Source organism: Tahibacter sp. (assembly GCF_032229445.1).
In the GTDB taxonomy this organism is placed as follows: domain Bacteria; phylum Pseudomonadota; class Gammaproteobacteria; order Xanthomonadales; family Rhodanobacteraceae; genus Tahibacter.
The window spans coordinates 1-25,677 of sequence record NZ_JAVTWC010000114.1; the positions used below are offsets into that span (position 1 = coordinate 1).

The window sequence follows — 25,677 nt, forward strand, 5'->3', positions numbered from 1 at the left end:
TCGCAGCCGTAGTCCTTGTTGCTGTAGAGCACGCCGAGGCGGCCGTTGATGCTGATGCCGCGCAGGTAGTCGTGCACGAGGTCGTCGCCCCAGCCGTTGAGCTCGAAGCCGGTCGCGGGCGGATCGTCGAAGCGGAAAAAACTGCTGTACAGCGGGTGCTTCTTCGGCAGCTTCTGCAGGGCCTGGGCGCCGAAGATCTGCGCCATCTGCGCCTCGAAGGATTTCGCGAACAGGCCGTCGATGTCGTGGTTGCAGTCGTCGACGAAGACGAAGCCGCCGTTGCGCACGTAGCGTTCGAAGTTGCGCTTCTCGTCGGGATTGAACTCGACGAGCTTGTGCCCGGCGAGATAGCAGAAACTCGCGTTGAGCATGCGCGGATCAGCCAGCGGCAGCACCTGCTCGACCGGGTCGACGCGCAAGGTCGTGTACTGGATCAGCGCATCGATGACGTTGGACGGCATGCGCTGGTCCACGTCCCAGTCGCCGGACTCGTACATCAGCCGGGTGAAGCGGAAATCGTAGCTCTTCGTCTCGGCGCGCAGCCGCGGCGCGACGAGCGCGCCGGCGCCGGCGGCGCAGAGGAGGCGGAGGAATTCGGAACGGGTCATAGTAGGAAAGAGGCGAGAGAAGCGAGGAAAGAGTCAGCGCCGTTCACACGATTCTTTCCTCAATTTTCCGAGGCGGGAGAGAGGAGGAAGGAGTGGGAGACGAGACTCATTTTCTCACTCCTCTCCTCCTCTCCACTCGCCTTAGACCGCGTCCGACAGCGACGAGAAGGTGAAGTCGCGGATCTTCATCGGCGGGATCATCATGACGAACGGCGATTCGTCGTCGCCGACGCGCACCGGCTTGCCGAGTTCCTCGATGTTGTTGAGCATGATCACCGGCGATTCGTTGAAGCGGAAATTCTTGATCGGGTACCTGATCTCGCCGTCTTCGACGTAGAAGGTGCCGTCGCGCGTGAGTCCGGTCAGCAGCACGGTCTGCGGATCGACCATGCGGATGTACCAGGTGCGCGTGACGAGGATGCCCTTCCTGGTGCTCTTGACCAGGTCCATCGTCGACTTGTCGCCGCCGACCATGATCAGGTTGCCGGGCTGGCCCTGCGCAGTTTTCTTCTTCTGCTCGGCCCAGTAGCGCGAGTACTGCAGATACTCGACCTTGCCCTTGCTGATGATGTTCATGCGCTCGCGCGGCAGGCCGTCGTTCTGTGCGTCGAACGGCGCAACCGCGGCTTCCTTGTCCCAGGGATCGGCGTAGATCGTGACGCGCTCGTCGAACAGCTTCTCGCCGACCTTGTTCCCGCCGCCCTTCTTGGACAGGAAGCTGCGGCCTTCGTCGGCCTGGCGCGCGTCGAAGCCGAACATCATGAAGGAGATCAGGCCCGAGGCTGCGGCCGGCTCCAGGATCACGGTGTACTTGCCGGGCTCCAGCGCCTTGGCGTCGGCCGAGCGCTTGGCCTTGTCGATCGCGATCGCGATCTCCTTCTTCGCATCGAACGCGTCGACGTCGCGCAGGTTACGCGCGACCCAGCCCGAGCCGCGGCCGTCGTCGGTGCGTACGGTGCAGGTGAAATCCACGCCCGAGGACTTCTGGTAGGCGAAGTTGCCGTTGCTGTTGGCCATCGCGAAGAAGCTTTGCGTGTCGGTCAGGAAGCCCGCCGCGACCAGCTTGTCGGCCTTGCACGGCTCGATGCAGGCGGCGGCGACATCGGCGCGGTATTCCGGCGTGACGCCGGCGGTCTTGGCGCTGAAGGTTTCGCTGGGTTTGTAGGTCTGCTTGCCGATGGCCGGCATGAATTCCGGATTCTCCGGCGCGAGCTTGGCCAGTTCCTCGGCGCGGCGCACGACCTTCTCCAGCGAGGCGTCGTCGAACTCGTTGATCGTCGCGGTGCCCACGCGCTTGCCGAAGGCGACCTGCACGCCCAGCTGAAGGTCGTCGACCGTGCCGCTGGTGGAGACGCTGTTGAGCGCATAGCGGATATTGCCGGTGATGGTGCCGGTGAGCTGCGCGCTGCACTCGTCGGCCTTCGAAAACTTGACGACTTTGTCCAGGATGGCCTTGGCTTCCTGCTCGGAAAGAATGCTCATGGGAACCTCTTGTCAACTGGTTGAAGTAACGCTCTTGTGATCTGCACCAGATCCCCACAACCCCGCCAAACGCCTGCTTTGCAGGCATTTGGCCGCCCCCTTGACTCAAGGGGGCTCCAAAAGCAAAAGCAAATATCGCTTTGTCCTGAGGTTCCCACGACCGTTTCTCCTGCGGATCAGCCGAGGCTGCGGGCGGTGTTGATGACGTTGATGCCGTTGAAGCGCGCCGTCGACGAGCCATGCGACACCGCCGACACCTGGCCGGGCTGGCCCTTGCCGTCGAAGAACGAGCCGCCGAGGCGGTAGTCGCTCTGGTCGCAGACCGCGACGCAGGCGTTCCAGAATTCCGGCGTACGGATCTGGTAGGCGACGTCTTCGATCATCCCGGTGACCTTGCCGTTCTTGATCTCATAGAACAGCTGGCCGCCGAACTGCGCGTTGTAGCGCTGCTGGTCGATCGAGAACGAACCGTCGCCGACGATGTAGATGCCGTTCTCGATGTCCTTGATCATGTCGGCCGGGCTGAGCTTGGCTTCCCCCGCGGCCAGCGACACGTTGGCCATGCGCTGGAACTGCACGCTGGACCAGGAGTCGGCATAGCAGCAGCCCTGCGATTCCTTGAGGCCGAGGATGTGGGCCTGGTCGCGGATGACCTGGTAGTTGACGAGCTTGCCCTTGCTGACGAGGTCCCAGCGCTGGGTCTTGACGCCTTCATCGTCGTAGCCGACCGCGCCGAGCGAGGTCGGCTGGATCTTGTCGGCGAACAGGGTGACCTTTTCGCTGCCGTACTGGAATTTCTCTTTCCACTTGTCCAGCGTGGCGAAGCTGGTGCCGGCATAGTTGGCTTCGTAGCCGAGCACGCGGTCGAGTTCGAGCGGATGGCCGACCGATTCGTGGATCGTCAGCCACAGGTGCGACGGATCGAGCATGAGGTCGTACTTGCCCGGCTTGACCGAACGCGCCTTGAGCTTTTCCTGGGCCTGCTTGGCCGCGGCGACCGCGTCGGCGACCATGTCGTAGGAATTGTTGTACACCACCGCGCCGCCGGGCAGCTCGACCTTGTCGGCGGCCTTGGGCTCGAGATATTCGTAGCCCATGCCGCGCGGATCGGACAGGCCCTGCCGAATGCGGAACTTGCCGCTGGCCTTGTCCACCGCGGTGACCGTCATCGGCGCCCAGATGCGGTGCACGTCCTGGTCGATGTACGAGCCGTCGGTCGAGGCGAAATACTTCTGCTCGTTGACGAGGAACAGCGTGGAATTGATGAAGCTCGCGCCGGCCTTCATCGCCGCGGCGTTGACGCCGAGCAGCAGCTCGACCTTTTCCTTGATCGGCACCTCCATCGCATTGCGTTGGATCGGCGTCTTCCAGGACACTTCGCCGGCGCCCTTGACCGGCGCCAGCTCGACCGGCTTGGCCTGCAGGCGCGCGTTGGCCTTGGCGATGGTCACGGCCTGGCGCGCGGCCTTCGCGACGGCTTCCGGCGTGGCGATGCTGGTGGCGGCGAAGCCCCAGGTACCGTTGGCGATCACGCGGACGCCGACACCGGCGGATTCGGTGTTCACGACGTTCTCGACGCGATCCTCGCGCGTGACGACGAACTGGCGCAGGTAGCGGCCGATGCGCACGTCGCAGTAGCTCGCGCCGCTGCTCCTGGCGGCCTCCAGGGCCGCGTCGGCGAGCTTCTTCTTGCTCGCGACATCGACGCTGCTCAGCAGCTCTTCGGCGGCGATGGCGCGGCCGTATACGGGAAGCAGCAGCGCGCCGACACCGGCACCGGCGAACTGCAGGAAATCGCGTCTGTCCATATTCACTCTCCCAATGGGCGCAGCTTGGATGGGCGGTGGCGCGCAAAGGTTGGCTACACGCGCAGACGCCCGGGGGCGACCGATCTTCGTTCACTCGCGGTCCCCTGTCGTGTGACGAAGGACATGGGGAAGTGATCGAGTTCCGGGCAAATAGCAACGATCCGCCTGCTGGCGAGCACCCGATTCCGCCATCGGCCGACTGCAGCGTGCGCTTCCCGGGACGGATGAGGCATCCGTCCGAAGGGGTCAGTCGCGGCGGCCGGCGATCCAGGTCTCGTGCACGGTCCAGGCCTCGTCGATCACGACGAAGTCGGCGGCATAGCCTGCGGCAATGCGGCCGTGGCTTGAACCCAGGCCGAGGAATTCGGCCGGCCAGGTCGAGGCCATGCGCGCGGCTTCTTCGAGTGGAAGACCGAGCTGCTCAACCGTGTGGCGAACCGCGCTGACCATGTCGAGCGCCGAGCCGGCCAGCGCGCCCTGCTCGTTGACGCACTGGCCGTCGCGCAGCAGCACGCGCTGGCCGGCCAGCGTGTATTCGCCGTGTATGCCGCCGACTGGCGGCATGGCGTCGGTGACGAGGAAGATGCGACCGCGTGGCTTGGCGCGGATCGCTGTGCGCAGGCTGGCCGGGTGGACGTGATGGCCGTCGGCGATGATCCCGCACCAGCTGTCGCGGTGATCCAGTGCCGCGCCAACCGCGCCGGGCTCGCGCCCGGTCAGCGGCGTCATCGCATTGAACAGGTGCGTGACGCCGCGCACGCCCAGGTCGAAGGCGTGCATGAGTTGGTCATAGCTGGCCGCGGTATGGCCGGCGGCGACAATGACGCCGCGCGCGACCAGATCCTGCAGCGCAGCGTCGGAGACCTGCTCCGGCGCCAGCGTCAGCAGCGTAACGCCGCCGCGCAGCGAGGCGGCCAGCGCCACATCGGCCGCTTCCGGACTATGGAACTTTGCCGCGTCGTGCGCGCCCTTGCGCTGCGGCGCGAGATACGGGCCTTCCAGATGGATGCCGAGCACGCCCGGCACGCCTTGCGCGATCGCCGCGTCGACCGCGTCGATCGCCGCGGCCATGGTTTCGCGGGAATCGCTGATCAGGGTGGGCAGGAAGCCGGTCGTGCCGTAGCGCCGATGCGCCGCGCCGATGCGGCGAATCGTGTCCACGCCCGGTGCGTCGTTGAACAGCACGTCGCCGCCGCCGTTGACCTGGCAGTCGATGAAGCCGGGCAACAGGTAGCGGCCCTGCAGGTCGAGTGCGCTGGCGGACGCGGCGCGCGGATCGTCGCGCGCGACGACATCGGTGATGCGCGCGCCGTCGACCAGCACTGCGAGGTCGTCGCGCAGGCCATCGTCGGCCAGCACGCGGGCATTGACGAGGACGACGGCCATCAGACGGTTTCCGTGACTTTGTTCAGGTGCGGCGGCAGGTCCGGATTGTGCCCGCGGCGCAGCGCGAGCGCGTTGCAGGCGCGGTAGAAGCTCTGTACATGCAGCAGCGGCGCGCAGACCGGATGCACCGCCTCGACTAGCGGCAGCGTGCTGCCGGACGGATCGCCAGGTGCGGCGACGAAGACCTTCGCGCCGCGTGCGCGGAACTCGGCGGCGGCAGCGAGTGTGCCGGCCTGCGTGCCGTCGTCCTGGGCGAATACCAGCAGCGGGAAGCCGCGGCCGATCAGCGCCATCGGGCCATGCCTGACCTCGGCTGCGCTGAACGCTTCCGCATGCAGACCGCTGGTTTCCTTGAACTTGAGCGCGGCTTCTTGCGCCGCGCCAAGACCCAGGCCGCGGCCGAGCACGAACAGGTTGTGCGCCTGCGCGAGCCCGTCGGTCAGCGCCGACCAGTCCAGCCCCCAACTGCGCTGCAATGTGCCGGGCAGCGCGGCCAGCGCCTGGTCGAGTTCACGCGAGCCGCTCCAGGACGCGGCGAGCTGGACCAGGGCGGACAACGTACACAGATAGCTTTTTGTCGCCGCTACGCTGCGCTCCGGTCCGGCGCGCAGCGCGATCACGTCGTGGGCGACGGCGGCCAGCGGCGAATTCTCGGTGTTGACCAGGGCTAGCACCTGCGCGCCGGCATCGCGCGCCGCCTGCGCGTTGCGCACGAGGTCCGGGCTCTTGCCAGACTGCGAGATCGCGACGAACAGCGCCGAATCGAGCTGCAGCGGCGCGGCATAGATCGAACTCACCGACGGCGAGGCCGACGCGGTGCACAGGCCCAGCTGGGTTTCGAACAGGTACTTCGCGAACGTGGCCGCGTGATCCGAACTGCCGCGCGCGCAGGTCACGATGAAGCGCGGCGGCTTCGCGCGCAGGCGCGCAGTCAGCCTCGCGATCGTCGCCGCGTTGGCGTCGAGCTGCGCGGCGATCAGCGCGGCGGCACTGTGCGCCTCGCGGAACATCAGGGTGGATTCGGCATCGGGCAGGGCGGTCATGGCAGTCCTGGAGAAAAGCGAGGCTAAGTGCGCGCCGGAAACGCTCCGGCTCCTAAGGCCCCCTTGAGTCAAGGGGGTGAAGAGTGATCGCTCAGAACCGCAGGTTCTGATCACTCTGAACGCCCAACGGGCCGGGGTTGTGGAGATCTGGTGTTGGGCAAAAAAGCGAAAGTGCTCTCGCAGCTCAGCCGGTAAGTTCTGCCACGAAGTCGTACATGTCGCCGCGGTACCACGAGCAGGTGAATTCGATTACGCGGCCGTCGTCGAGAAAGCTGCGGCGTTCGATCAGCAGGCCCGCGGCACCGACGGCGACGTCGAGCTGGCGCGCCTGGTCCGCGTCGAAGTTGACCGCGCGCAAGCGTTGCAGCGCGCGCTGCGGACGCAGGGCGAGGGCATCCAGCGTTTCGTAGAGCGAGTTCACGACGAGGTCGGGATCGGGCAGCAGGTTCAGCGGCACGGCGGTGCGCTCGATCGCCAGCGGCTGTTCGCCCGCATAGCGCAGGCGATGCAGCCGGGCGACGCGCGCGCCGGGCGACAGCGACAGTGCCATGGCTTCCTGCGGCGTGACTTCGCCACTGCCGCGGCTCAGGAACACCGAGCGGGGATTCATGCCGCGCGCGCGCAGGTCGTCGCTGAAACTGGTCAGCCGCGAAAACGACTTGACGATGCGGCCGGCGACGAAAGTACCCGCGCCCTGGCGCTGGATCAGCACGTCGTCGGCGACGAGGCCGGCGATGGCCTTGCGCACGGTGACGCGCGACAGCGCGAGCTGCTGGCTGAGGTCGCGCTCGCTCGGCAGCGCCGAGCCCGGCGGCAACTCGCCGGCAGCGATAGCGCGCTCGATGAGATTACGCACGCGCATCCACGCGAGTTCGCGGTGCGTGGCCTTCTCGCGGCCGAGCTGGCGCCAGATCTTGAGCAGGGGAGTGGGCATGGATCAGGACAATACCAGTCAGATACCAGAAACGCAAAGCGGCTGCTGGGTGGTATTGGCCTGGCAACCAGGGGCGTGTGGGCCGGGCACGGAGCGAGGCGGGCTCGGGAGCACCACTGAAACGGGCTCGGCGTGGAGTCCACGCCTACACCATCGCCACCCAACCCTCCCCTTGAAGGGGAGGGCTGTCCCGGCGCGGTGAAAATCACGATTCCGCTCATCGTTGGGCAAGCTGTTCCGGCGGTGCGGTGCGCCTGCGCCAGTTGGACGCTGACGCGAAAAGTCCTGTCGGCCCTGAAACTGAGCCCTCCCCTTCAGGGGGAGGGTTGGGTGGGGACGATGTTGCCCCGTTCGCCACGCTCCTGCGTCTCAAGTCGCGTATTTGATGCGGAAAACGCGTTCGCTGCGTGAATGGGGTGGCAGCCGCGCCGCGACCGCGGTGCGGTGCCGGCGCGACGTATGGTCAGCGCCCCGCACACCTGTTGACCGCTCGCCCCAGGGTCGAAGCGGCGACGGTGTCGCGCGCAACTCAGCTCGCAAACACCCTGCGGCGCCGCGATATCGCCCGCCACGGGCGCCGCCGTCCTCGGTCCGGTATCTGCAGCCCTGACCCATACCGCTTCCGCGCCCCGTCACATGATCGTCTGCTCGGCCGGCGCATCATAGGTTCGCCGCTGCCGTTGCCGTCCAGGGCTTTGCGCGGTGGTATTTCAATGGTATTGTTTTTGCCGACCGAGCCCAGGAGTGTCAAGTGACCGCGCAAGCCAGCCACGTCGACCCGTTCGATCTCGTGATCTTCGGCGGTACCGGTGATCTCGCCGTACGCAAGCTGCTGCCGGCGCTGTATCACCGCTATGCCGACGGGCAGATCCCGCCGGGCAGCCGCCTCATTGGTGTCGCGCGCGATGCGCTGTCCGATGCCGAATACCACGAACGGGTCCGCGAGGCCGTCATCAAGTCCCTCGGCAGCAACCTGCCCGAAGACATCGTGCAGGGTTTCGTCGGCCTGATCGGCTACCACGCCCTCGATGCGCGCAAAGAGGGTGGCTGGAACGAGTTCGCCGCTGCGATGAAGGCCGTGCCCGATCGCGTCTGCGTGTTCTATCTCGCGACCAGTCCCGAGATCTTCGTGCCGATCTGCGAGCGCCTGCGTGAGCACGGACTCAACCATGCCCGCGCACGTGTCGTCGTAGAGAAGCCCATCGGGCGCGATCTCAAGTCCGCCACGGCGATCAACGATGCACTCGGGCGCTGCTTCGCCGAGCAGCAGACTTTTCGCATCGACCACTACCTCGGCAAGGAAACCGTGCAGAACCTCGTCGCGTTGCGCTTCGGCAATGCGCTGTTCGAGCCGCTGTGGAACGCCGGGCACATCGACCATGTGCAGATCACCGTCGCCGAGACCATCGGCGTCGAATGGCGCGCCGCGTTCTACGACGGCGCCGGCGCGCTGCGTGACATGGTGCAGAACCACTTGCTGCAGCTGCTCTGCCTCGTCGCGATGGAGCCGCCGGCTTCGCTCGCGCCAGACGCGATCCGCGATGAGAAGCTCAAGGTGCTGCGCGCGCTGAAACCCATCGACGAATCCAACGCGGCGCAATGTTCGGTGCGCGGCCAGTACCGTGCCGGCGCGTCCAACGGCGGCGCAGTACCGGGCTATCTCGACGAGATCGGCCGGCCCGACTCGCGCACCGAGACCTTTGTCGCGCTCAAGGCCGAACTGCGCACCTGGCGCTGGGCCGGCGTGCCGTTCTACCTGCGCACCGGCAAGCGGTTGCCCGAGCGCGTATCGGAAATCGTCATCACCTTCCGCGCGATTCCGCATTCGATCTTCGGCGAGAACGCCGGCCCGATCTCGCCGAACAAGCTCGTGCTGCGGCTGCAGCCGGACGAAGGCGTGAAGCTCTGGCTCATGAACAAATACCCCGGCCCCGGTGGCCTGCGCCTGCGCCGTGTCGCGCTGGACATGAGCTTTGCCGAGGCCTTCGGCGTGCGCAATCCGGACGCCTACGAACGCCTGCTCATGGACGTGGTGCGTGGCAATCCGACCCTGTTCATGCGTCGCGACGAAGTCGAGGCGGCATGGGGCTGGGCCGATCCGATCCTCGCGGCCTGGGAGGCCGGCAATGAAGCGCCGCGCGGTTACACCGCCGGCACCTGGGGCCCCAGCGCGGCGGTCGCGCTGATCGAACGTGACGGAAGAACCTGGCATGAAGATGCACCTTGAAGCCGTGCGCGAGCCGCCGATGCGTCGCCGCGACCTGCACGCAAACCTCATCGAGCACGCCTACGCCGACGGCGCGAGCCTGGCGCGCGCACTCGCCGCGGCGGTGGGCTGCGACCTGCGCGACGCGATCCTGACACGCGGTGTCGGATTGCTGGCGGTATCCGGCGGCAGCACGCCGCGGCGCTTTCTCAGTGAACTCGGACGCCTGCGCCTGGACTGGTCCCGCGTGGTGGTGACGGGGGTCGACGACCGCGGGGTCACGCCCGAGGCCGCGCGTTCCACCGCCCGCCTGCTGCGCGAAACCGGGGGCGCGGGTGCGGCCGCGGCCGCACGCTTCGAACCGCTGTTCGAGCCGGCGCGCGATCCGGCGGCGGCCATCGCGCGCATTGCGCGGCGTATCGAAGCGCTGCCATTGCCGTTCGACGCGGTCGTGCTCGGCATGGGCAACGACGGCCATACCGCGTCGCTGTTTCCGGGCGGCGACACGTTGACCCAGGCATTGGATCCGCAAGGCCGCGAGCGCGTCGTGCTGCTGCAGGCGCCAGCGGCACCCGAGGCGCGCATCACGCTGACCTTGCCGACCTTGCTTGCAACAGCCGCGCTGTACCTGCATATCGAAGGCGCCGAGAAGCGCAGCGTGCTTGCGCGTGCGCTCGATCCGCAGACGCGCAGTGATGAGATGCCGATACGTGCGGTGGTCAAGTGCGCCGGCGAGCCGCTGCGGATGTACTGGTGCAGCTGATCCGGCAGCGCACGAAGCCAGCGAGAGGCGGCGGAGCTTCCGGCCGCTGATGCGACCTGAGGAACCGATATGGCATTGAATCCGACCGTAGCGCGGGTTACCCGCGAGATCGACGAGCGCAGCCGCGCGACGCGCGAGCGTTATCTGGACCGCATGGCGCAGGCGCGCGGCAACGGGCCGCGGCGCAATCGCCTGTCCTGCGGCAACCTCGCGCACGGCTTCGCCGGCTGCAGCCCGGTCGACAAGCAGCGCCTGCGCGACGGCATCGTGCCGAACCTCGGCATCGTCACCGCGTACAACGACATGCTCTCGGCGCATCAGCCCTACGAGCGCTATCCCGAACTCATCCGCCAGGCCGCGCGCGCGCGCGGCGCGACCGCGGAAGTCGCCGGTGGCGTGCCGGCGATGTGCGACGGCGTGACCCAGGGCAAGACCGGCATGGAGCTGTCGCTGTTCTCGCGCGACGTGATCGCGCTCGCGAGCGGCGTGGCGCTGTCGCACGACATGTTCGACGCCGCGCTGTACCTGGGCATCTGCGACAAGATCGTGCCGGGCCTGCTGATTGCCGCGCTGCATTTCGGGCACGTCCCGGCGGTGTTCGTGCCGGCGGGTCCGATGCCCAGCGGCGCGAGCAACGACGAGAAGGCGCGCGTGCGCCAGCGCTATGCCGAAGGCAAGGCCGATCGCGCCGAACTGCTCGACGTCGAGGCGCGCTCGTACCACGCGCCGGGAACCTGCACGTTCTACGGCACCGCGAACTCGAACCAGATGCTCATGGAGATCATGGGCCTGCAGCTGCCCGGATCGAGCTTCGTGCATCCGGACACCGACCTTCGCGACGCGCTGACTGTCGCCGCAGTCGACCGCGCGCTCGCGATCACGGCGCTCGGCGACAGCTATCTGCCGCCGGCGCAGATCATCGATGCGCGCGCCCTCGTCAACGGCGTGATCGGCCTGCACGCGACCGGCGGCTCGACCAATCACCTGCTGCACCTCGTCGCGATCGCGCGCGCGGCCGGGCTGGAGCTGCGTCTCGAAGATTTCGACGCGCTCGCGTCCGCCGTGCCGCTGCTCGCGCGCGTCTATCCGAACGGCAGCGCCGACGTGAACCAGTTCCACGCGGCCGGCGGCATGGGGTTCCTGATCGCCCAGCTGCTCGATGCCGGACTGCTGCACGACATCCCGACCGTCGCGGGCGCCGGCATGGAGGCCTACCGCAATGCGCCATTCCTGGAAAAGGATAAAACCGTGCATTGGCTGCCGAGTACGGCGGTCAGCCTCGACCCGCATACGCTGCGCCCGGTCGCGCAGCCGTTCCGCGCCGACGGCGGGCTGCGCCTGCTCACGGGGAACCTGGGGCGCGCGGTGATCAAGGTGTCCTCGGTACCCGAGGATCGCTACACCATCGAAGCGCCGGCGCGCATCTTCGACGACCAGGATGCGGCGCAGAAGGCGTTCGATCGCGGCGAATTCACCGACGACGTCATCGTGGTCGTGCGCCATCAGGGACCGCGCGCGAACGGCATGCCCGAGCTGCACAAGCTCACGCCGGCGCTCGGTGTGTTGCAGGGGCGCGGACTGCGCGTCGCGCTCGTGACCGACGGGCGCATGTCCGGCGCGTCCGGCAAGATTCCGGCGGCGATCCATCTGACTCCCGAGGCTGCCAGCGGCGGCCCGATCGCGAAGCTGCGCGACGGCGACCGCGTGCGCGTCTGCGCCGTCAACGGCCAGATCGAGGCGCTGGTCGATGCGCAGGAGTGGGAAAGCCGCGTGCCGGCAACGGCCGATCTGAGCGCCAACAGCCACGGCCTCGGCCGCGAGATGTTCGCGCTCTTCCGCGCCCAGGTCAGTACGGCCGATACCGGCGCCACCATTTTCGGAGCCGTCGAATGAGCGAACTGATGCGTGCGCGCCAGGCCGAGATCGAAGCCACGCTGCGGCTCGCGCCCGTAGTCGCCGTGGTCGTGGTGCAGCGGCTCGAACACGCCGTGCCACTCGCACGTGCGCTCGTCGCGGGTGGCATACCGGCCGTGGAGATCACGTTGCGCACGCCGGTCGCGCTCGACGCGATCCGCGCGATCGCCAATGAAGTCGACGGTGTCGCCGTCGGCGCCGGTACCGTCCTGACGCCGCAGGATCTGCACGCTTCGGCCGCGGCCGGCGCTCGTTTCGCCGTATCGCCCGGGCATTCGCCGCGGCTGCTCGATGCTGCCGACGACAGTGCGCTGCCGTATCTGCCCGGCGCGGCCAGCGCAAGCGAGGCGATGACCCTGCTCGAACGCGGCTATCGCTGGCAGAAATTCTTCCCGGCCGTGCCGGCCGGCGGCGTCGACTTCGTGCGTGCGCTGGCCTCGCCGCTGCCCGGTATCGGCTTCTGCGCCACCGGCGGCATCAGTGCGAGCGCCGCAGCGCAGTGGCTGGCACTGCCCAACGTGATCGCAGTCGGTGGCTCGTGGTTGACGCCGGGAAACCTCGTCGACGCCGCCAACTGGCCGGCGATCGCGGCGCTGGCGCGAGAGGCGGCGTCGCTGCGGCACAGCTGATGGGTGAACGAAAAGCCCGTTCGGCTGACCTCAGGGCGTCGTCGTGCGCGCCGGCCCGGTGGACCCGCGGATCACGAGCTGCGGGCTGAAGCCCTTGTTGCCAAAGACGGTGAGTTTCTCGACGTCGTTTTCCTCGCGGTCGAGTTCGGAGATCAGCAACTGCGTCGCGTGGCGCGCGATCTCTTCGGTCGCCTGCTTGGCCGTTGTCAGCGCGGGCCAGGACTGCTTGGAGAACGGACTGTCCTCGAATCCGGCGATAGACAGGTCATAAGGTACTTCGAGCCCCGAGGACTTCGCCGCGGCGAGCACGCCCGCGGCGATCTCGTCGTTGGATCCGAAGATCGCTGTAGGCCTGTCCTTGAGCGCGAGCAGCTTGCGCGCGCCGCGGAAGCCGTCGTCGAAACTGTAGTCGCCGTGCAGGATCAGCTTCTTGTCGAGCGCGATGCCGTAGTCCTTGAGTGCGCTCTCATAGCCGCGATAGCGCTCCGGGCTCGAGCGATGCGCCTCGCCGCCCCAGAGGAAGCCGATGCGCTGGTGGCCGAGCTGGATCAGGTGCTTGGTGATGTCGTAGGCCGCGTCGCGGTCGTCGACGTAGACGCAGGGATAGCCGTCCTGCGGATCGGCCGCGGCCGAGATGATGCGCACGACATGGATCTTGTTGGCCTTCAGGTGCGCGATCAGCTCCAGCCGCTCGGACATCGGCGGCGCGAGCACGAGGCCGGCCAGGCGCGAGTGGCGCGCGAGATGGACCAGTTCGTCGGCGAGGTTCGGCGAGCTCGAATCGCAGGGATGGATCTGCAGGCCGTAGCCCGATTCGCGGCACACCGACAGCACGCCGCTCTGCACCGCGATGACGTAGTAGGGATTCGGATTGTCGTAGACCAGCCCGAGCGCGTAGGAGCGCGCGCTGCGCAGGCTGCGTGCCGACAGGTCGGGCTGGTAGCCGAGTTCGGCGATGACGCGAAGCACCTTGTTGCGCGTGCCTTCGCGCACACTGGCTTCGTTGTTTATGACGCGAGATACGGTTTTGAGGGAAACCTGGGAACGTTCGGCGACGTCTTTGATCGTCGGACTGCGCATCGGCGGGCCTTGCAAGGTACGGCAGTAGTCTGGTTCCGGGCCGTACGAACACGCGCGGACCGGCCCCGATTGTGGCCGGAAACCGCGCTAGCGCCTAGACATGCCTGCCGAATTCGTCGCCGGCGAAACAGCGCGGCGCCGGACGTGCCGGCGCCCCCGGCAGCGGCCTGTGCGGTCGGGCGCGGCCGGGCGGATTCAGGCCAGTGCCGCCGCGCCGCTGCGCGCATTGCCGCGGCCGGCGGCATGGCCCTTGAGCGAATAGAAAAGAATATACAAATAGCAGGGCGCGGCGACCGCGAGGAACACGAGCTGGAAGTCGTAGATGTCCTTGTACACGGCGAAGATGCGCGGCAGGATCGCGCCGCCGGCGATGCCCATGATGAGCAGCGCCGAGCCCTTCTCGGTGAAGCGCCCGAGGCCGGCGATCGCGAGCGGGAAGATCGCCGGCCACATGAGCGCATTGGCCAGGCCCAGCGCGGCGACGAAGCCGACCGAGACGTAGCCCTTGGTCAGGTAAGCGGCGACGCTGAAGACGATGCCGAGCACGGCGGAGATGGCCAGGCCCCGTTCCTGCGACAGGTATTTCGGAATCGTGAACAGGCCGATGACGTAGCCCAGCAGCATCGCGGCCAGCGTGAACGCGGTGAAGTAGGTCGTCTCCTCGCTGGGTATGCCGAAGCTCTTGCCGTAGGTGCCGATCGCGTCCGCAGCCAGCACCTCGACGCCGACGTACAGGAAGATGCACAGCACGCCGAGCAGCAGATGCGGGAACTGCAGCACGCTGTTGCGGCGGCCGTTCGCGCCGTCCGCGTCGGCGGCGTTGGCTTCTGATGCTTTCAGTTCCGGCAGCGGCGAGCGCAGGATCCAGACCGCCAGTGCGGCGAGGATCAGCGCCATGACCATGTACGGCCAGTAGATCTGCGCGGCGAACTGGTTCAGCAGTTCATGCTTGATTTCCGGCGTGGCTGCCGCGGCTACCTTGGCCTCGAGCAGGCCCACGTCCTTCATCACGAGCACGCCCATGACGATGGGGCTGAGGATCCCGGCCACCTTGTTGCAGATGCCCATGATGCTGATGCGTGCGGCGGCGCTCTCGATCGGGCCGAGAATGCTGATGTAGGGATTCGACGCGGTCTGCAGCAGCGACAGGCCCGAACCGATCACGAACAGGCCGCCGAGGCAGACCGGATAGTTTCTCATTGTGGCAAAAGTGCCAAATATCACCGTGCCGACGGCCATCACGCCCAGGCCCAGGGCCATGCCCTTCTTCATGCCGGTGCGCTCGAGAATCATCGACGAGGGCAGGGCGAGGAAGAAATACGCCATGTAGAACGCAAAGGTCACCAGGAAGGCCTTGGCGTCGGTATCCAGATCGAAGGCGAGCTTGACGAAGCCGATCAGCGGGCCGTTGATCCATGTCACGAATCCAAAAATAAAGAAAAGCACGCCGATGATGACGATGGAGCTGCGGTAGCTGGCGGGATTCGCCGCGGTGGTCGCGCTGGACATGCCTGTATTCCCCGTCGGAAGGACTGCGGACGCGGTGATCGTCTTGGGCGACCGGCTCGCGCGGGCGGTGTCCGCGAGCCGTCATGCCGTGACGGTCGCGGTACTAGTAACGTTGTCATATCTTGCCCTGGCCGGCGCGCAATTGCACCTGCCGGAAATGTTGCGGCGCAGCGTCGATTGCCGTCCGGTCAGGCTACTTGGGGCGGCCGGACGAAGATCGATAAAACACATAAAAAGCATACACATGTGCCACGGATGGCAGACCAGTCCGTGACCGCGTTCACCGGCACCGCAGCGAGAGATTGCAGTCCGGACAAGTCGCTGCCGCATACCTATTGACAACGTTGTCACGCAAGTTTCAGACTCGGCCCCCGTCGAGCCTCCGAGGCGCGGCACCGGGGCAATGGAAGGGAGCACACGCGTGGCAGCAGCAGCCAGTCAGCGATTCGCCGAGCTCGGTAGCACGCAGGCCGTGCCGTTCGTCGCTGCCGACGTCGGCGGCACGCATGCGCGGGTCGGGCTGGTGCGCCAGGTGAACGCCGGCTCCGCCGCTGTCGCGGTCGAGCGCTACGACAAGTACGTCTGCGCCGACTTCCCGAATCTCGGCGTGCTGCTCAAGCATTTCCTGCAGTCGATCGGCGATGTGCCGGTGCAGCGCGTCTCCATCGCCTGCGCCGGCGTCGCGGTCGGCGACACCTTGGTCAACGCGAACCTGCCCTGGGCCGTGTCGCTCGCGGAGATCCGCAGCGAGATCGATGTTGCCGACGTCGCCCTCGTCAATGATTTCGAAGCCGTGGCCTGTGCCACGCACTACCTGCGCGCGAGCGAGTGCGTACTGCTGCCCGGCGACGCCGAAGCCGCGGCGAACGGTCCCACCCTGATCGTCGGTCCCGGCACCGGACTCGGCGCCGCCGTGCGCATACCGGGCCGGCATCGTCCCATCGTTCTCGCGACGGAAGCCGGACAGGCGGCGCTCGCGCCGGGCAATGAGCTCGAGATCGAGATCCTGCGCGTGCTGATGCGCCAGTCCGCTCACGTCAGCAACGAAAGCGCGCTGTCGGGTCCGGGCCTGGTGCAGATCTACAACGCGCTGTGCGCGATCCGCGGCGCGCAGCCGCACCTGCGCGCGCCGGCGTCGATCACCGAAGCCGCGCTGAGCGCGCACGACCCGCTCGCGACGGAAACCCTGAATCTGTTCTGCGCCTGGCTCGGCGGCGTGGTCGGCGATCTCGCGCTGAGCTGCGGCGCGCGCGGCGGCGTGCACCTGGCTGGGGGCATCCTGCCCCATATCCGCCAGTTCCTGCTGCATTCGAATTTCAGTGCGCGGTTCCTCGCCAAGGGCGTCATGCGCCCTGTGCTGGAACGCATCCCAGTCAGTCTCATCGACCACGGCCAGCTTGGCGTGATCGGCGCGGCCTGCTGGATGCTCGACGCGCGCGACGACGACGGATAGCAGCGATCGAAAAGGTAGAAAGGTCTTTGTTTACACGGCCACCTTGAGTGAGCGAGGCGGCCAATGCCTGCAAAGCAGGCGATGGCGAGATTGGGAGGATCGGGTGCGGAACATGAAAGCGATGCGCCGCCCTTTGTTCCCAACTCGACGAGATTCCGCTCCGCGCGGGGCGCAAGCGTATGGAAGATGGTTCGTGGGACAGGACGCGTAGGCAAGAACGTACTCACCGAGGCCCGTAAGGCGAGGTTGCGCGCGCAGCCGGCACCCGGCGGCAAACAACAAAACGGTAGGGAAGGGGAACACTTCATGATCATTCGCAGAAACCTGCTCGCCCTGAGCATCGTCACCGCACTGAGCTTCTACGGCGTCGCGCACGCGGAAACCGCGGCCGAGGCCGCCGTCGAATCCGCGAACAACACCGAGTCCGCCGCCGACCCGCGCGACACGCAGGAGCTGGAGGAAGTCGTCGTCAAGGGCATCCGCCAGAGCATGCAGAAGTCGCTCGACACGAAGCGCGACGCGGAATCGCACGTGGACGTGATCACCGCGGAAGACATCGGCAAGATGCCGGACAAGAACGTCGCCGATTCGCTGCAGCGCGTCGTCGGCGTGACGATCAGTTCGGCCAGCGCCAACGAAGGCGGTTTCGACGAAAACGACCGTGTCAGCATGCGCGGAACCAATGCGAGCCTGACCCAGACGCTGATCAACGGCCATCCCGTTTCCTCGGGCGACTGGTTCGTGCTCAACCAGACCGGGTCGGTGGGGCGCAGCGTGAGCTATTCGCTGCTGCCGTCCCAGCTCGTCGGCAGCGTCGTCGTGCACAAGACGGCGCAGGCCTCCGACGTCGAAGGCGGCGTCGCCGGCTACGTCAACATCCAGACGCGCAGCCCGCTCGACTTTGCCGAGCCGCTGACGATCGAGGGGTCCGTCGGCGGCGTGCATGCGGAGCTGCCTGACAAGAATTCGCCGCAGTTCAGCGGTCTGCTGAACTGGAAGAATGCGGGCGGCACGATGGGCCTCATGGTCCAGGCCTTCTCCGAGGAGCGCCACCTGCGCCGCGACGGACAGGAACTGCTCGGCTACGAGCAGATCGCGCCCGACAGCGCTGTGGCCGCGGCGAATCCCAGCCTCGCCAACGTGTGGTACCCGACGCTGATCGGCTCGGCGCTGTTCGAGCAGGAGCGCAAGCGCCAGGGCGGTCTCGTCGACCTGGAAATTCGCGCGGGCGACCGGCTGGACCTGAACTTCAGTGCGTTCAAATCAAAGATGGACGCGAGCAACTACAACCGCAACTACATGTTCTGGCTGACCCATGTGCTCAATCGCGGCGCTGGCCAGGGACCGGACTCCGGCTACGTGGTACGCAACAACACGCTGGTCAGCGCGAACTTCAGTCCCGTCGCCGGCACGACCTATGGCGTCTACGATCAGATCTCGCGCCCGGATTCCAGCTCGGATTCGATGTTCTTCAATTTCGACGCCACCTTCCGTGCGACCGATGCGCTGATCTTCACGTCGAAGGTCGGTACGACGCGCGGTCACGGCAAGACGCCGACGCAGGACGTTGCGGAGTGGAATACCGGCATCGGCACCGGCGGCTGGTACAGCATCAACGGCATCGATCGCGCAGCGAGCTGGGGACTGGGCAACGAGAACACGGGCAGCCCGTCCGCCAACACGCTCGGCTGGATCTTCGGCGCGCAGAACATCAACGTGCGCGACGACGAACAATGGCTCCAGCTCGACGGCGAATATTCGTTCAACGACGGCGCATTCACGCTGATGCGCTTCGGCGTGCGGAGCAGCGATCACGACCGTAAGTCGGACGGCGTGATCGGTCAGGGGCCGCGCTGCTCGGATGGCTCGGCTTTCAACTGGGATCCGGTGACGTTCAACTGCGTAGATCCGGCGACCTCGCCGTTCAACCCGGCCAACTATCCGAACGGATTCCAGAACTACCCCGGCGATTTCGGCAGCGACCTCGGCGGCGTCTTTCCGCGCAATATCTGGTACTACTCGCCGGAGCAGCTTGCCGCGTACAACGCGCGCTTCACCAATCGGGATCCAGTGACGCGCAGCGACTGGTCGCAGAACTATGCGCTGTCCGAACGCAACGATGCCGCCTATATCCAGGGTGACCTCGCCGGTGACGGCTGGAGCGCCAACATCGGCCTGCGCTATGTACGGACGCAGGAACATGTGATCGCGAATGTCAACGCGACGGCGCAGACGCCGGGCGCGATAACCACGTCCGCATTCGGCCCGTATCTGCCGACCGCGTTCGACAACACCTACAAGGACTGGCTGCCCAGCGCGAATCTCAAGCTCGAGGTGGCCGACGACCTGATCGCGCGCTTTGCGGCGTCGAAGACCATGACGCGGCCCGACTACTCGGCGCTGGCGGGGCCGATCTCACTGTCGCCGCCTGCGGTAGCCGGCGGCGTCGGCTCGGGCAGCGGCAGCAATCCCAACCTCAAGCCCGTACGCTCGACCAATTTCGATGCCTCGCTGGAGTGGTATTTCGCGCCGAACGCGCTGCTGTCCGCCGGCGTGTTCTACATGGATCTGAAGAGCTACATCAGCCTCGGCAGGATCACCGAGACCTATCTCACCTTCGACCAGAACAACCCGCAGGGCGTCAATGTGCCCTACGTGCTGACTGTGCCGGTCAACAGCAGCGGCAAGGTCAAAGGCGTGGAGCTGGCGTACGAGCAGCCGTTGTCGGACCACTTCGGCATCTCGGCAAACTACACCTACACCGACGGCAAGGAGGTCGGCAACCGGCCGCTCGTGGGCACCTCGAAGAACACGTACACCGTCGGCGGCTACTTCGAGAACGAACGTTTCAACGCCCGCGTTTCGTATACCTACCGGTCGAGCTTCTACAGCGGTCTGGATCGCGCCACGGCGTTCTCGCAGGCCGAGGCGGGCTATCTGTCCGCCTCGCTGGGCTACACCTTCAGCGACAATTTCGCGTTGTCGCTGGACGGGATGAATCTCAACCAGCCCAAGCTCAAGTACTACGCGCTCAACGAGGATCAGCCGCGCTCGATCTACTCCAACGGGCGCCAGTACTACCTCACGGCGCGCTTCAAGTTCTGAACGACGCGGCACAGCACGCGAGCGAGTCTCGCGTGCTGCGCCCGACGCCGGCGGTGCGGCCTCATCTCCAACGTGGTGACTTGGGCCGGGCGTGGATCCCGGCCCTTTTTTGTTTCGGGAATCGGGAATTGCAAGAGCTGAGCGTAAAGCCCTTGCGATTCACGGGTGTGAAGAGCGATGGCGCGGAACCTAAGGTTCCATTCGTCCAGAACGCCCAACGCGCCGGAGGGTGTGGACGGAGACGGGTGTCGGCAGGTCAGACGTCCTTTCGTGGAGGCGGTGATTGAGCGGGTATAAGTTTGGCAACTCCGACCCTGCTGTCATCGACGTGTGACCATCATCGAAACGAGGTGTCCATGATTCGTTCCCCATCACTGCGCATCGGCAGCTTTCTCGGCGTCGCATTCCTTCTGGCCGCGTGCGCGCACACACCGTCGACGACGTCGCAAAACGTTGCCGCCGCTGCCGTCGTGCCGCTCGACGCGATCGTGCCGCTGCCGGCCAAGGTGGAGCCTGCGCCGGCGCGCGCGCCGGTGCGCATCGACGCGACGACACGGGTCGATGCCTGCGGCGACGAGGCGCAGAAAGTCGCTCGCTATTTCGTCGACCTGGTGCAGCGCACGCGCGGTTTCGCGCTGACTGTCGATTGCGCGGCGAATAAACCGGCGGCGGGCATCCGTTTCGTCTTCCACGAAGGTCGTGACGCGTACGCCGGTTGGTATTGGCTCAAAGCCGATGCCGGCGTGGTCGAGGTCAGCTCCGGCAGTGACGCCGGACTGTTCTACGGCGCCGTGTCGCTGTGGCAACTGCTCACGGCGCATCCCGCCACCGCGTCGTCCGCGACACACATCGCGTCGGGCACTATCACCGACTGGCCGCGCTACCCCTGGCGCGGCCTCATGCTCGATTCGGCGCGCCACTACCAGCCGCTGGAATTCATCAAGAAGCTCATCGATGCGATGGCGCTGCACAAGCTCAACACCTTCCACTGGCACCTGACCGATGATCAGGGCTGGCGCATCGAGATCAAGAAGTATCCGCGTCTGACCGAGGTCGGCGCCTGGCGCGTGCCGCCCGGACCCGCCGCCGCGGCCGACATCGACCCGGCGACCGGCAAACCGCGCCGCTATGGCGGCTATTACACCCAGGACGAGATCCGCGACATCGTCGCCTACGCGGCGCAGCGCCACATCACCGTGGTGCCCGAGATCGACATGCCGGGCCATATGCAGGCCGCGATCGCGGCCTATCCGGAGCTCGGCACCGGCGAAAAGCCAGCGGTCTCGACTGACTGGGGCGTGCATACCTATCTGCTGAATGTGGATGAATCCACATTTAAGTTCATCGAGGGCGTGCTCGACGAGGTCGTTGATCTGTTTCCGTCGCGCTACATCCATATCGGCGGCGACGAAGCGGCGAAGGACCGCTGGCAGGCGTCCAAACGCGTGCAGGCGCGGCGCAAGCAACTCAAGCTCGCCGACGACACAGCCCTGCAGGCCTGGTTCGTCGGCCGGCTCGAAACCATGCTGGAAGCGCACAATCGCAAGCTGATCGGCTGGGACGAGATCCTCGAAGGCGGTGCACTGCCACAGAGTGCCAGTGTGATGTCCTGGCGTGGCAGCAAGGGCGCGATCGACGCCGCGCGCGCCGGCCATGACGTCGTGCTGTCGCCGTCCCCGGACCTGTACCTCGACAACCTGCAAAGCGATGCCGCCGACGAGCCGTCGGGCCGGCCCTACCTCGTCACGCTGGAAAAGCTCTACGGTTTCGAACCCACACCGGCCGAGCTCGACGCGCAGCAGGCGCGCCACGTGATGGGCGCCCAGGCGAATGTCTGGGTCGAGCACATGCGCACGACGGCACGCGTGGAGCATGCCGTGTTCCCACGCATCGCCGCGCTGGCCGAAGTGAACTGGTCGGCACGCGAGCGCCGCGACTGGCCGGGCTTCCTCGCGCGCCTGCCGGCGCAGTTAGCGCGCTATCGTGCACTGGACATCGGCTACGCCGAATCGGCGTTCCTGCCGCGCGCGGCGCTCGCTGCCGCCGCCGACGCATCCGGTGTCGTCGACGTGACGCTGTCGAACCAGACCGGTTTCGGCGTGCTGCGCTATACGCGCGACGGCAGCGAGCCCGATGCGACGTCGCCGGTCTATGCAGCGCCGCTGGCACTGCCTGCCGGCACGCCACTGCGCGCGGCGACGTTCGTCGAGCGCACGCGCCTGACGCGTACGGTCGATATCGCCACCGACGCGAGCGCGCTGCGCCGGCGCAGCAGCGGCGAGCTCAAGCCCTGCCGCGACAACGGCCTGGTGCTGCGGCTGGAAGACGACGCGCCGCTGACCGGCGAGCGCCCGTTCTACAGCGTCGACATCTTCGACGCTTGTTGGATATGGCCGCAGGCGGATCTCCCCGCCAGCGCCGCGATCGAAGTCGACGTCGGCAGCATTCCGTACAACTTCCAGTTGTGGAAAGACGTCAAGCATGTAGTGCGGCGCAAGCCGTCGACCGCGTCGGGCGAACTCCAGATCCGCCGCGGCGGCTGCACCGGCAAACCCTGGCTCACGCTGCCGCTGAAGACCGCGGTGGGCAATACCGGCCAGACGACGCTGCGCGCGTCGGTGCCGGCCAAGGCAAAGGCCGGCGCCGAGGACCTGTGCTTCGTGTTTACACGGCCGAGTACGAAGACGCTGTGGGTCGTGGGGGAAGTACGCCTGGTGGCGCGTGAGGCGCAGGCTCAGTAGGCGCGAGACAGGCTCGGTAGGCGCGAGATGGCGAGCCGCCGCTTTAACCCTCTCCCCCAGGCGCGTTCACGCGCCTGGGGGAGAGGGTTGGGTGAGGGGGCAAAACGCCTGTGAACCAGGTGCGGAGTTTTCGGCCCATCGCGCCGCGTCCATCCGCACCGCGCCCATCGCGTCGGTGTTCGCTCATTCCCCCGCTTCACCGCCGGGCAGAGCAGGCAAATTCAATTCGCGCAAGAACACATTGTGCCGCTGCGTCGCCGCTCGTATCGTCTTTTCGATCTCTACCAGCTGTCGATGCGTGGCCTCCAGATCGATCTCCGGCTCGGCCTTTGCGTTGCTGATGTAGCGGGAGATATTGAGGTTGTAGCTTTCCGCCTCGATGCGATCCATCGTGACGCGCCGGGAGTAGCGGTCTTCTTCCTTGCGGTGCTGGTAGGTGTGGACAATCTTGTCGATGTGCTCGTCGAGCAGCACGTTCTGGCGCTTGCCCTTCTCGAAGTGCTCGGCGGCGTTGATGAACAGCACGTCGTCGAATTTCTTGCACTTCTTCAGCACGAGAATGCAGACCGGTATGCCGGTGGAGTAGAAGAGATTCGCCGGCAGGCCGATGACGGTGTCGATGTGGCCGTCCTTGAGCAGTTTGGTGCGGATGCGTTCCTCGGCGCCGCCTCGGAACAGCACGCCGTGGGGCAGGATGATCGCCATGACGCCCTGGTCCTTGAGGTAGTGGAACCCGTGGAGCAGGAAGGCGAAGTCGGCGGCGGATTTCGGGGCGAGTCCGTAGTTCTTGAATCGCACGTCATCGCTCATGTCGTCCTTCGGCTCCCAGCGGTAGCTGAAAGGCGGATTGGCGACGACGGCGTCGAACTTGGGCATCTTCGCCGGATTGGTCTCGCGCAGGTGATCCCACTCGTTGAGCAGCGTATCGCCGTGGTATATCTCGAACTCCGTGTCCTTCACCCCGTGCAGCAGCATGTTCATGCGCGCGAGGTTGTAGGTGGTGATGTTCTTTTCCTGGCCGACGATCTTGCCGACGCCGTGCGGACCCATGCGCTTGCGCACGTTCAGCAGCAGCGAACCTGAGCCGCAGGCGAAGTCGAACACGCTGCCGAGCTGTTTCACCTTGCCGGTGGCCGGCTCCTGGCTGTCGAGGATGACGATGGCCGAGAGAATGCCGGAGATCTGTTGCGGGGTGTAGAACTCGCCGGCCTTCTTGCCGGAGCCAGCAGCGAACTGGCCGATCAGGTATTCGTAGGCGTCGCCGAGCGCGTCGATGTCAGTCGAGAACTCCGCCAGTCCCCTGGCGATTTCCTTGATGATCTCGCAGAGTTTTTTGTTCTTGTCGGCGTGGGTCCTGCCGAGCTTTTCCGAACCGAGGTTGATCTCCGAAAACAGCCCGTTGAATGTGCTCTGGAAGGACTCGTTCTCGATGTACTTGAAACCGTCGCGCAAGGTATCCAGCAGATCGCCGCTGTCGTTCCTGGCGAGGTTGGCGATGCTGGCCCACAGATGGTCCGGCTTGATCACGTAGTGCACCTTGCGGCGCATCTGCTTCTCGAAATCGGCGACATCGCCTGGATTGCTGGCATACCACAGCGACAGCGGCACGCGGCCGTCGCCCACGGGAAGCGCCGGGTAATCTGGCCCGAGTTCCTTTCTCGCCGCGACCTCGTAGTTGTCCGACAGATAGCGCAGGAACAGGAAGGCCAGCATGTAGTCGCGGAAGTCGTCGGCCATCATCGCGCCGCGCAAGCGGTCGGCGATGTTCCACAGAGTTTTGCCGAGCTGCTTCTGATCTTTGTCGTTCATAGGGATTTGCTTTTCTGCTTCGCGGCGGCTTCCCGCAGCTCTTTCGCTGGAATACGGACGATCTGGCCATTGATGACCACTACCAGGCTCGTATCGGTCTGGATGGCGATCTCGCGAGCCAGTTCCGCGGCGCGATTCATGGCTGCGACCGAGGCGCGCAGGTCAGGGTCTTTCGCTTCGGAGATGGGTCTTGCGCTCATTTTTCCTGCGGTCTCCGGTTCTTTAGCTTCGTTTGCAGTGCCTTGAGTTCAGCGTCGTCGGTCTGGTCCGCCGCAAGCGCGTCCTGTTTCTTTCGGCGCTCATCGAAGTCCAGGTAACGCGCGGCGGCGGTCACTTCCATCTGCTCGTGGCTGATGCCGCCCTTGCCCTGGAGCAGCGGGAAGCCATTGGACGTGATGATCTGGTCGATGTTGTCCTTCCAGAACGCCATGCGGGTTTCCTTGCGGTTCTTCGCGCGCAGCTCCGCGGTTTCGAGGAAGATCACGACCAGGCGGTTCAGCGTGTCGATCTCGTCTTCGCTCAGGTAGTTCTTGGCGATGACGATGTCGGTCTTGCGCACCTTGTTGCCCTTCCACGCGAGCAGACCGAAGTTCGGGTTGTCCGGATCGGCCCGCGCCGTGACGAGCTCGGCAGCGGTCTGGCCGGTGACCGCGAACAGCAGCAGGTTTTGCACGGCGGCAAAGAACTGCTGGGTGGCGCGATCGCTCGTGTCGTAGTCGGTGCAGAGGGCAAAGAGATCGCGCACCTTCTGGTAGAACCGCTTCTCCGACGCACGGATGTCGCGGATGCGCGCCAGCATCTCGTCGAAATGATCAGGGCGGCCGTCCGGGTTCCTGAGCCGCTCGTCGTCCATCGCGAAGCCCTTGAGCAGGTACTCCTTGAGGACGGTGGAAGCCCAGCGGCGGAACTGCACGCCGCGCGGCGAGCGCACGCGGTAGCCGACCGCGAGGATCGCATCGAGGTTGTATAGGGTGACCGGGCGCCGGACCTCGCGGCCGCCCTCGGTTTGAACTACCGAGGATTCCTCGGTAGTTGCCGCGCGGGCGAGTTCGCCATCCTCGTAGAGGTTCTTCAGGTGCAGGCCGATGTTGTCGGTGCCGACATCGAACAGTTGGGCCATTTCCCGCTGGCTGAGCCAGACGGTGTGGTCTTTGGCCCGGAGCTGGATGCGGCTTTTGCCGTCTTCGGTGGTGTAGAGGATCAGCAT

18 protein-coding genes are annotated in these 25,677 nt (G+C 66.1%); 7 read left to right on the forward strand and 11 right to left on the reverse strand.

The features are described 5' to 3' along the window. The 6 genes from RUU78_RS20910 to RUU78_RS20935 form a co-directional block, all read right to left on the reverse strand. The coding region (locus tag RUU78_RS20910) for a DUF4159 domain-containing protein (RefSeq protein ID WP_313919615.1) at positions 1–608 on the reverse strand (608 nt) is incomplete at its 3' end. Positions 609–749: 141 nt separating this feature from the next. Further along, positions 750–2,090 carry a TldD/PmbA family protein gene (locus RUU78_RS20915; RefSeq protein ID WP_313919616.1) on the reverse strand — a complete coding sequence of 447 codons (1,341 nt, stop codon included), beginning with the start codon at positions 2,088–2,090 and terminating at the stop codon, positions 750–752. Positions 2,091–2,266: 176 nt separating this feature from the next. Further along, complete coding sequence (locus RUU78_RS20920; RefSeq protein WP_313919617.1) at positions 2,267–3,898, reverse strand: TldD/PmbA family protein; 1,632 nt, start codon at positions 3,896–3,898, stop codon at positions 2,267–2,269. A gap of 246 nt (positions 3,899–4,144) precedes the next feature. After that, positions 4,145–5,284: an N-acetylglucosamine-6-phosphate deacetylase gene (nagA, locus tag RUU78_RS20925; protein WP_313919618.1), complete on the reverse strand. Its 1,140-nt coding sequence runs from the start codon at positions 5,282–5,284 to the stop codon at positions 4,145–4,147. Next, a complete protein-coding gene (locus tag RUU78_RS20930; RefSeq protein WP_313919619.1) occupies positions 5,284–6,327 on the reverse strand; it encodes an SIS domain-containing protein in 1,044 nt (347 codons plus the stop codon). Before RUU78_RS20930 ends, nagA begins: the two co-directional genes overlap by 1 nt. Positions 6,328–6,511: 184 nt before the next feature. After that, the gene (locus RUU78_RS20935) at positions 6,512–7,261 is read right to left on the reverse strand and encodes a GntR family transcriptional regulator (RefSeq protein WP_313919620.1); all 750 of its coding nucleotides are present in this window, start codon (positions 7,259–7,261) and stop codon (positions 6,512–6,514) included. Between the two features lie 751 nt (positions 7,262–8,012). On the opposite strand from RUU78_RS20935, the gene zwf reads away from it, so the two are divergent. From zwf to eda, 4 genes are all read left to right on the forward strand, one after another. Then, on the forward strand, positions 8,013–9,488 hold the full coding sequence (gene zwf / locus RUU78_RS20940; RefSeq protein WP_313919621.1) for a glucose-6-phosphate dehydrogenase: 1,476 nt from the start codon (positions 8,013–8,015) through the stop codon (positions 9,486–9,488). Then, a complete protein-coding gene (gene pgl, locus RUU78_RS20945; protein WP_313919622.1) occupies positions 9,472–10,230 on the forward strand; it encodes a 6-phosphogluconolactonase in 759 nt (252 codons plus the stop codon). The genes zwf and pgl overlap by 17 nt, the downstream gene beginning before the upstream one ends. Positions 10,231–10,299: 69 nt before the next feature. Further along, positions 10,300–12,123 (forward strand): phosphogluconate dehydratase, encoded by a 1,824-nt coding sequence (edd, locus tag RUU78_RS20950; protein ID WP_313919623.1) that lies wholly within the window; start codon positions 10,300–10,302, stop codon positions 12,121–12,123. Continuing rightward, positions 12,120–12,773: a bifunctional 4-hydroxy-2-oxoglutarate aldolase/2-dehydro-3-deoxy-phosphogluconate aldolase gene (gene eda / locus RUU78_RS20955; protein ID WP_313919624.1), complete on the forward strand. Its 654-nt coding sequence runs from the start codon at positions 12,120–12,122 to the stop codon at positions 12,771–12,773. The genes edd and eda overlap by 4 nt, the downstream gene beginning before the upstream one ends. Before the next feature lie 30 nt (positions 12,774–12,803). On the opposite strand, the gene RUU78_RS20960 is transcribed toward eda, so the two are convergent. Both RUU78_RS20960 and RUU78_RS20965 read right to left on the reverse strand, forming a co-directional pair. After that, positions 12,804–13,853: a LacI family DNA-binding transcriptional regulator gene (locus RUU78_RS20960; RefSeq protein WP_313919625.1), complete on the reverse strand. Its 1,050-nt coding sequence runs from the start codon at positions 13,851–13,853 to the stop codon at positions 12,804–12,806. Positions 13,854–14,048: 195 nt separating this feature from the next. Beyond that, a complete protein-coding gene (locus tag RUU78_RS20965; RefSeq protein WP_313919626.1) occupies positions 14,049–15,362 on the reverse strand; it encodes a sugar MFS transporter in 1,314 nt (437 codons plus the stop codon). Positions 15,363–15,783: 421 nt separating this feature from the next. Here RUU78_RS20965 and glk point away from each other — a divergent pair, with 421 nt between their 5' ends. From glk to RUU78_RS20980, 3 genes are all read left to right on the forward strand, one after another. Continuing rightward, on the forward strand, positions 15,784–16,815 hold the full coding sequence (gene glk, locus RUU78_RS20970) for a glucokinase (RefSeq protein ID WP_313919627.1): 1,032 nt from the start codon (positions 15,784–15,786) through the stop codon (positions 16,813–16,815). Positions 16,816–17,121: 306 nt separating this feature from the next. Further along, complete coding sequence (locus RUU78_RS20975; RefSeq protein ID WP_313919628.1) at positions 17,122–19,920, forward strand: TonB-dependent receptor; 2,799 nt, start codon at positions 17,122–17,124, stop codon at positions 19,918–19,920. A gap of 356 nt (positions 19,921–20,276) precedes the next feature. After that, the gene (locus RUU78_RS20980) at positions 20,277–22,661 is read left to right on the forward strand and encodes a family 20 glycosylhydrolase (protein WP_313919629.1); all 2,385 of its coding nucleotides are present in this window, start codon (positions 20,277–20,279) and stop codon (positions 22,659–22,661) included. A 183-nt stretch (positions 22,662–22,844) separates the two neighbouring features. On the opposite strand, the gene RUU78_RS20985 is transcribed toward RUU78_RS20980, so the two are convergent. From RUU78_RS20985 to RUU78_RS20995, 3 genes are read right to left on the reverse strand one after another with little or no spacing between them, the layout of a single operon-like run. Next, positions 22,845–24,470 carry a type I restriction-modification system subunit M gene (locus tag RUU78_RS20985; protein ID WP_313919630.1) on the reverse strand — a complete coding sequence of 542 codons (1,626 nt, stop codon included), beginning with the start codon at positions 24,468–24,470 and terminating at the stop codon, positions 22,845–22,847. Further along, a complete protein-coding gene (locus RUU78_RS20990; RefSeq protein WP_313919631.1) occupies positions 24,467–24,670 on the reverse strand; it encodes a hypothetical protein in 204 nt (67 codons plus the stop codon). The genes RUU78_RS20985 and RUU78_RS20990 overlap by 4 nt, the downstream gene beginning before the upstream one ends. After that, entirely contained in the window at positions 24,667–25,677 is a 1,011-nt protein-coding gene (locus RUU78_RS20995; protein WP_313919632.1) for a virulence RhuM family protein, read from the reverse strand. The genes RUU78_RS20990 and RUU78_RS20995 overlap by 4 nt, the downstream gene beginning before the upstream one ends.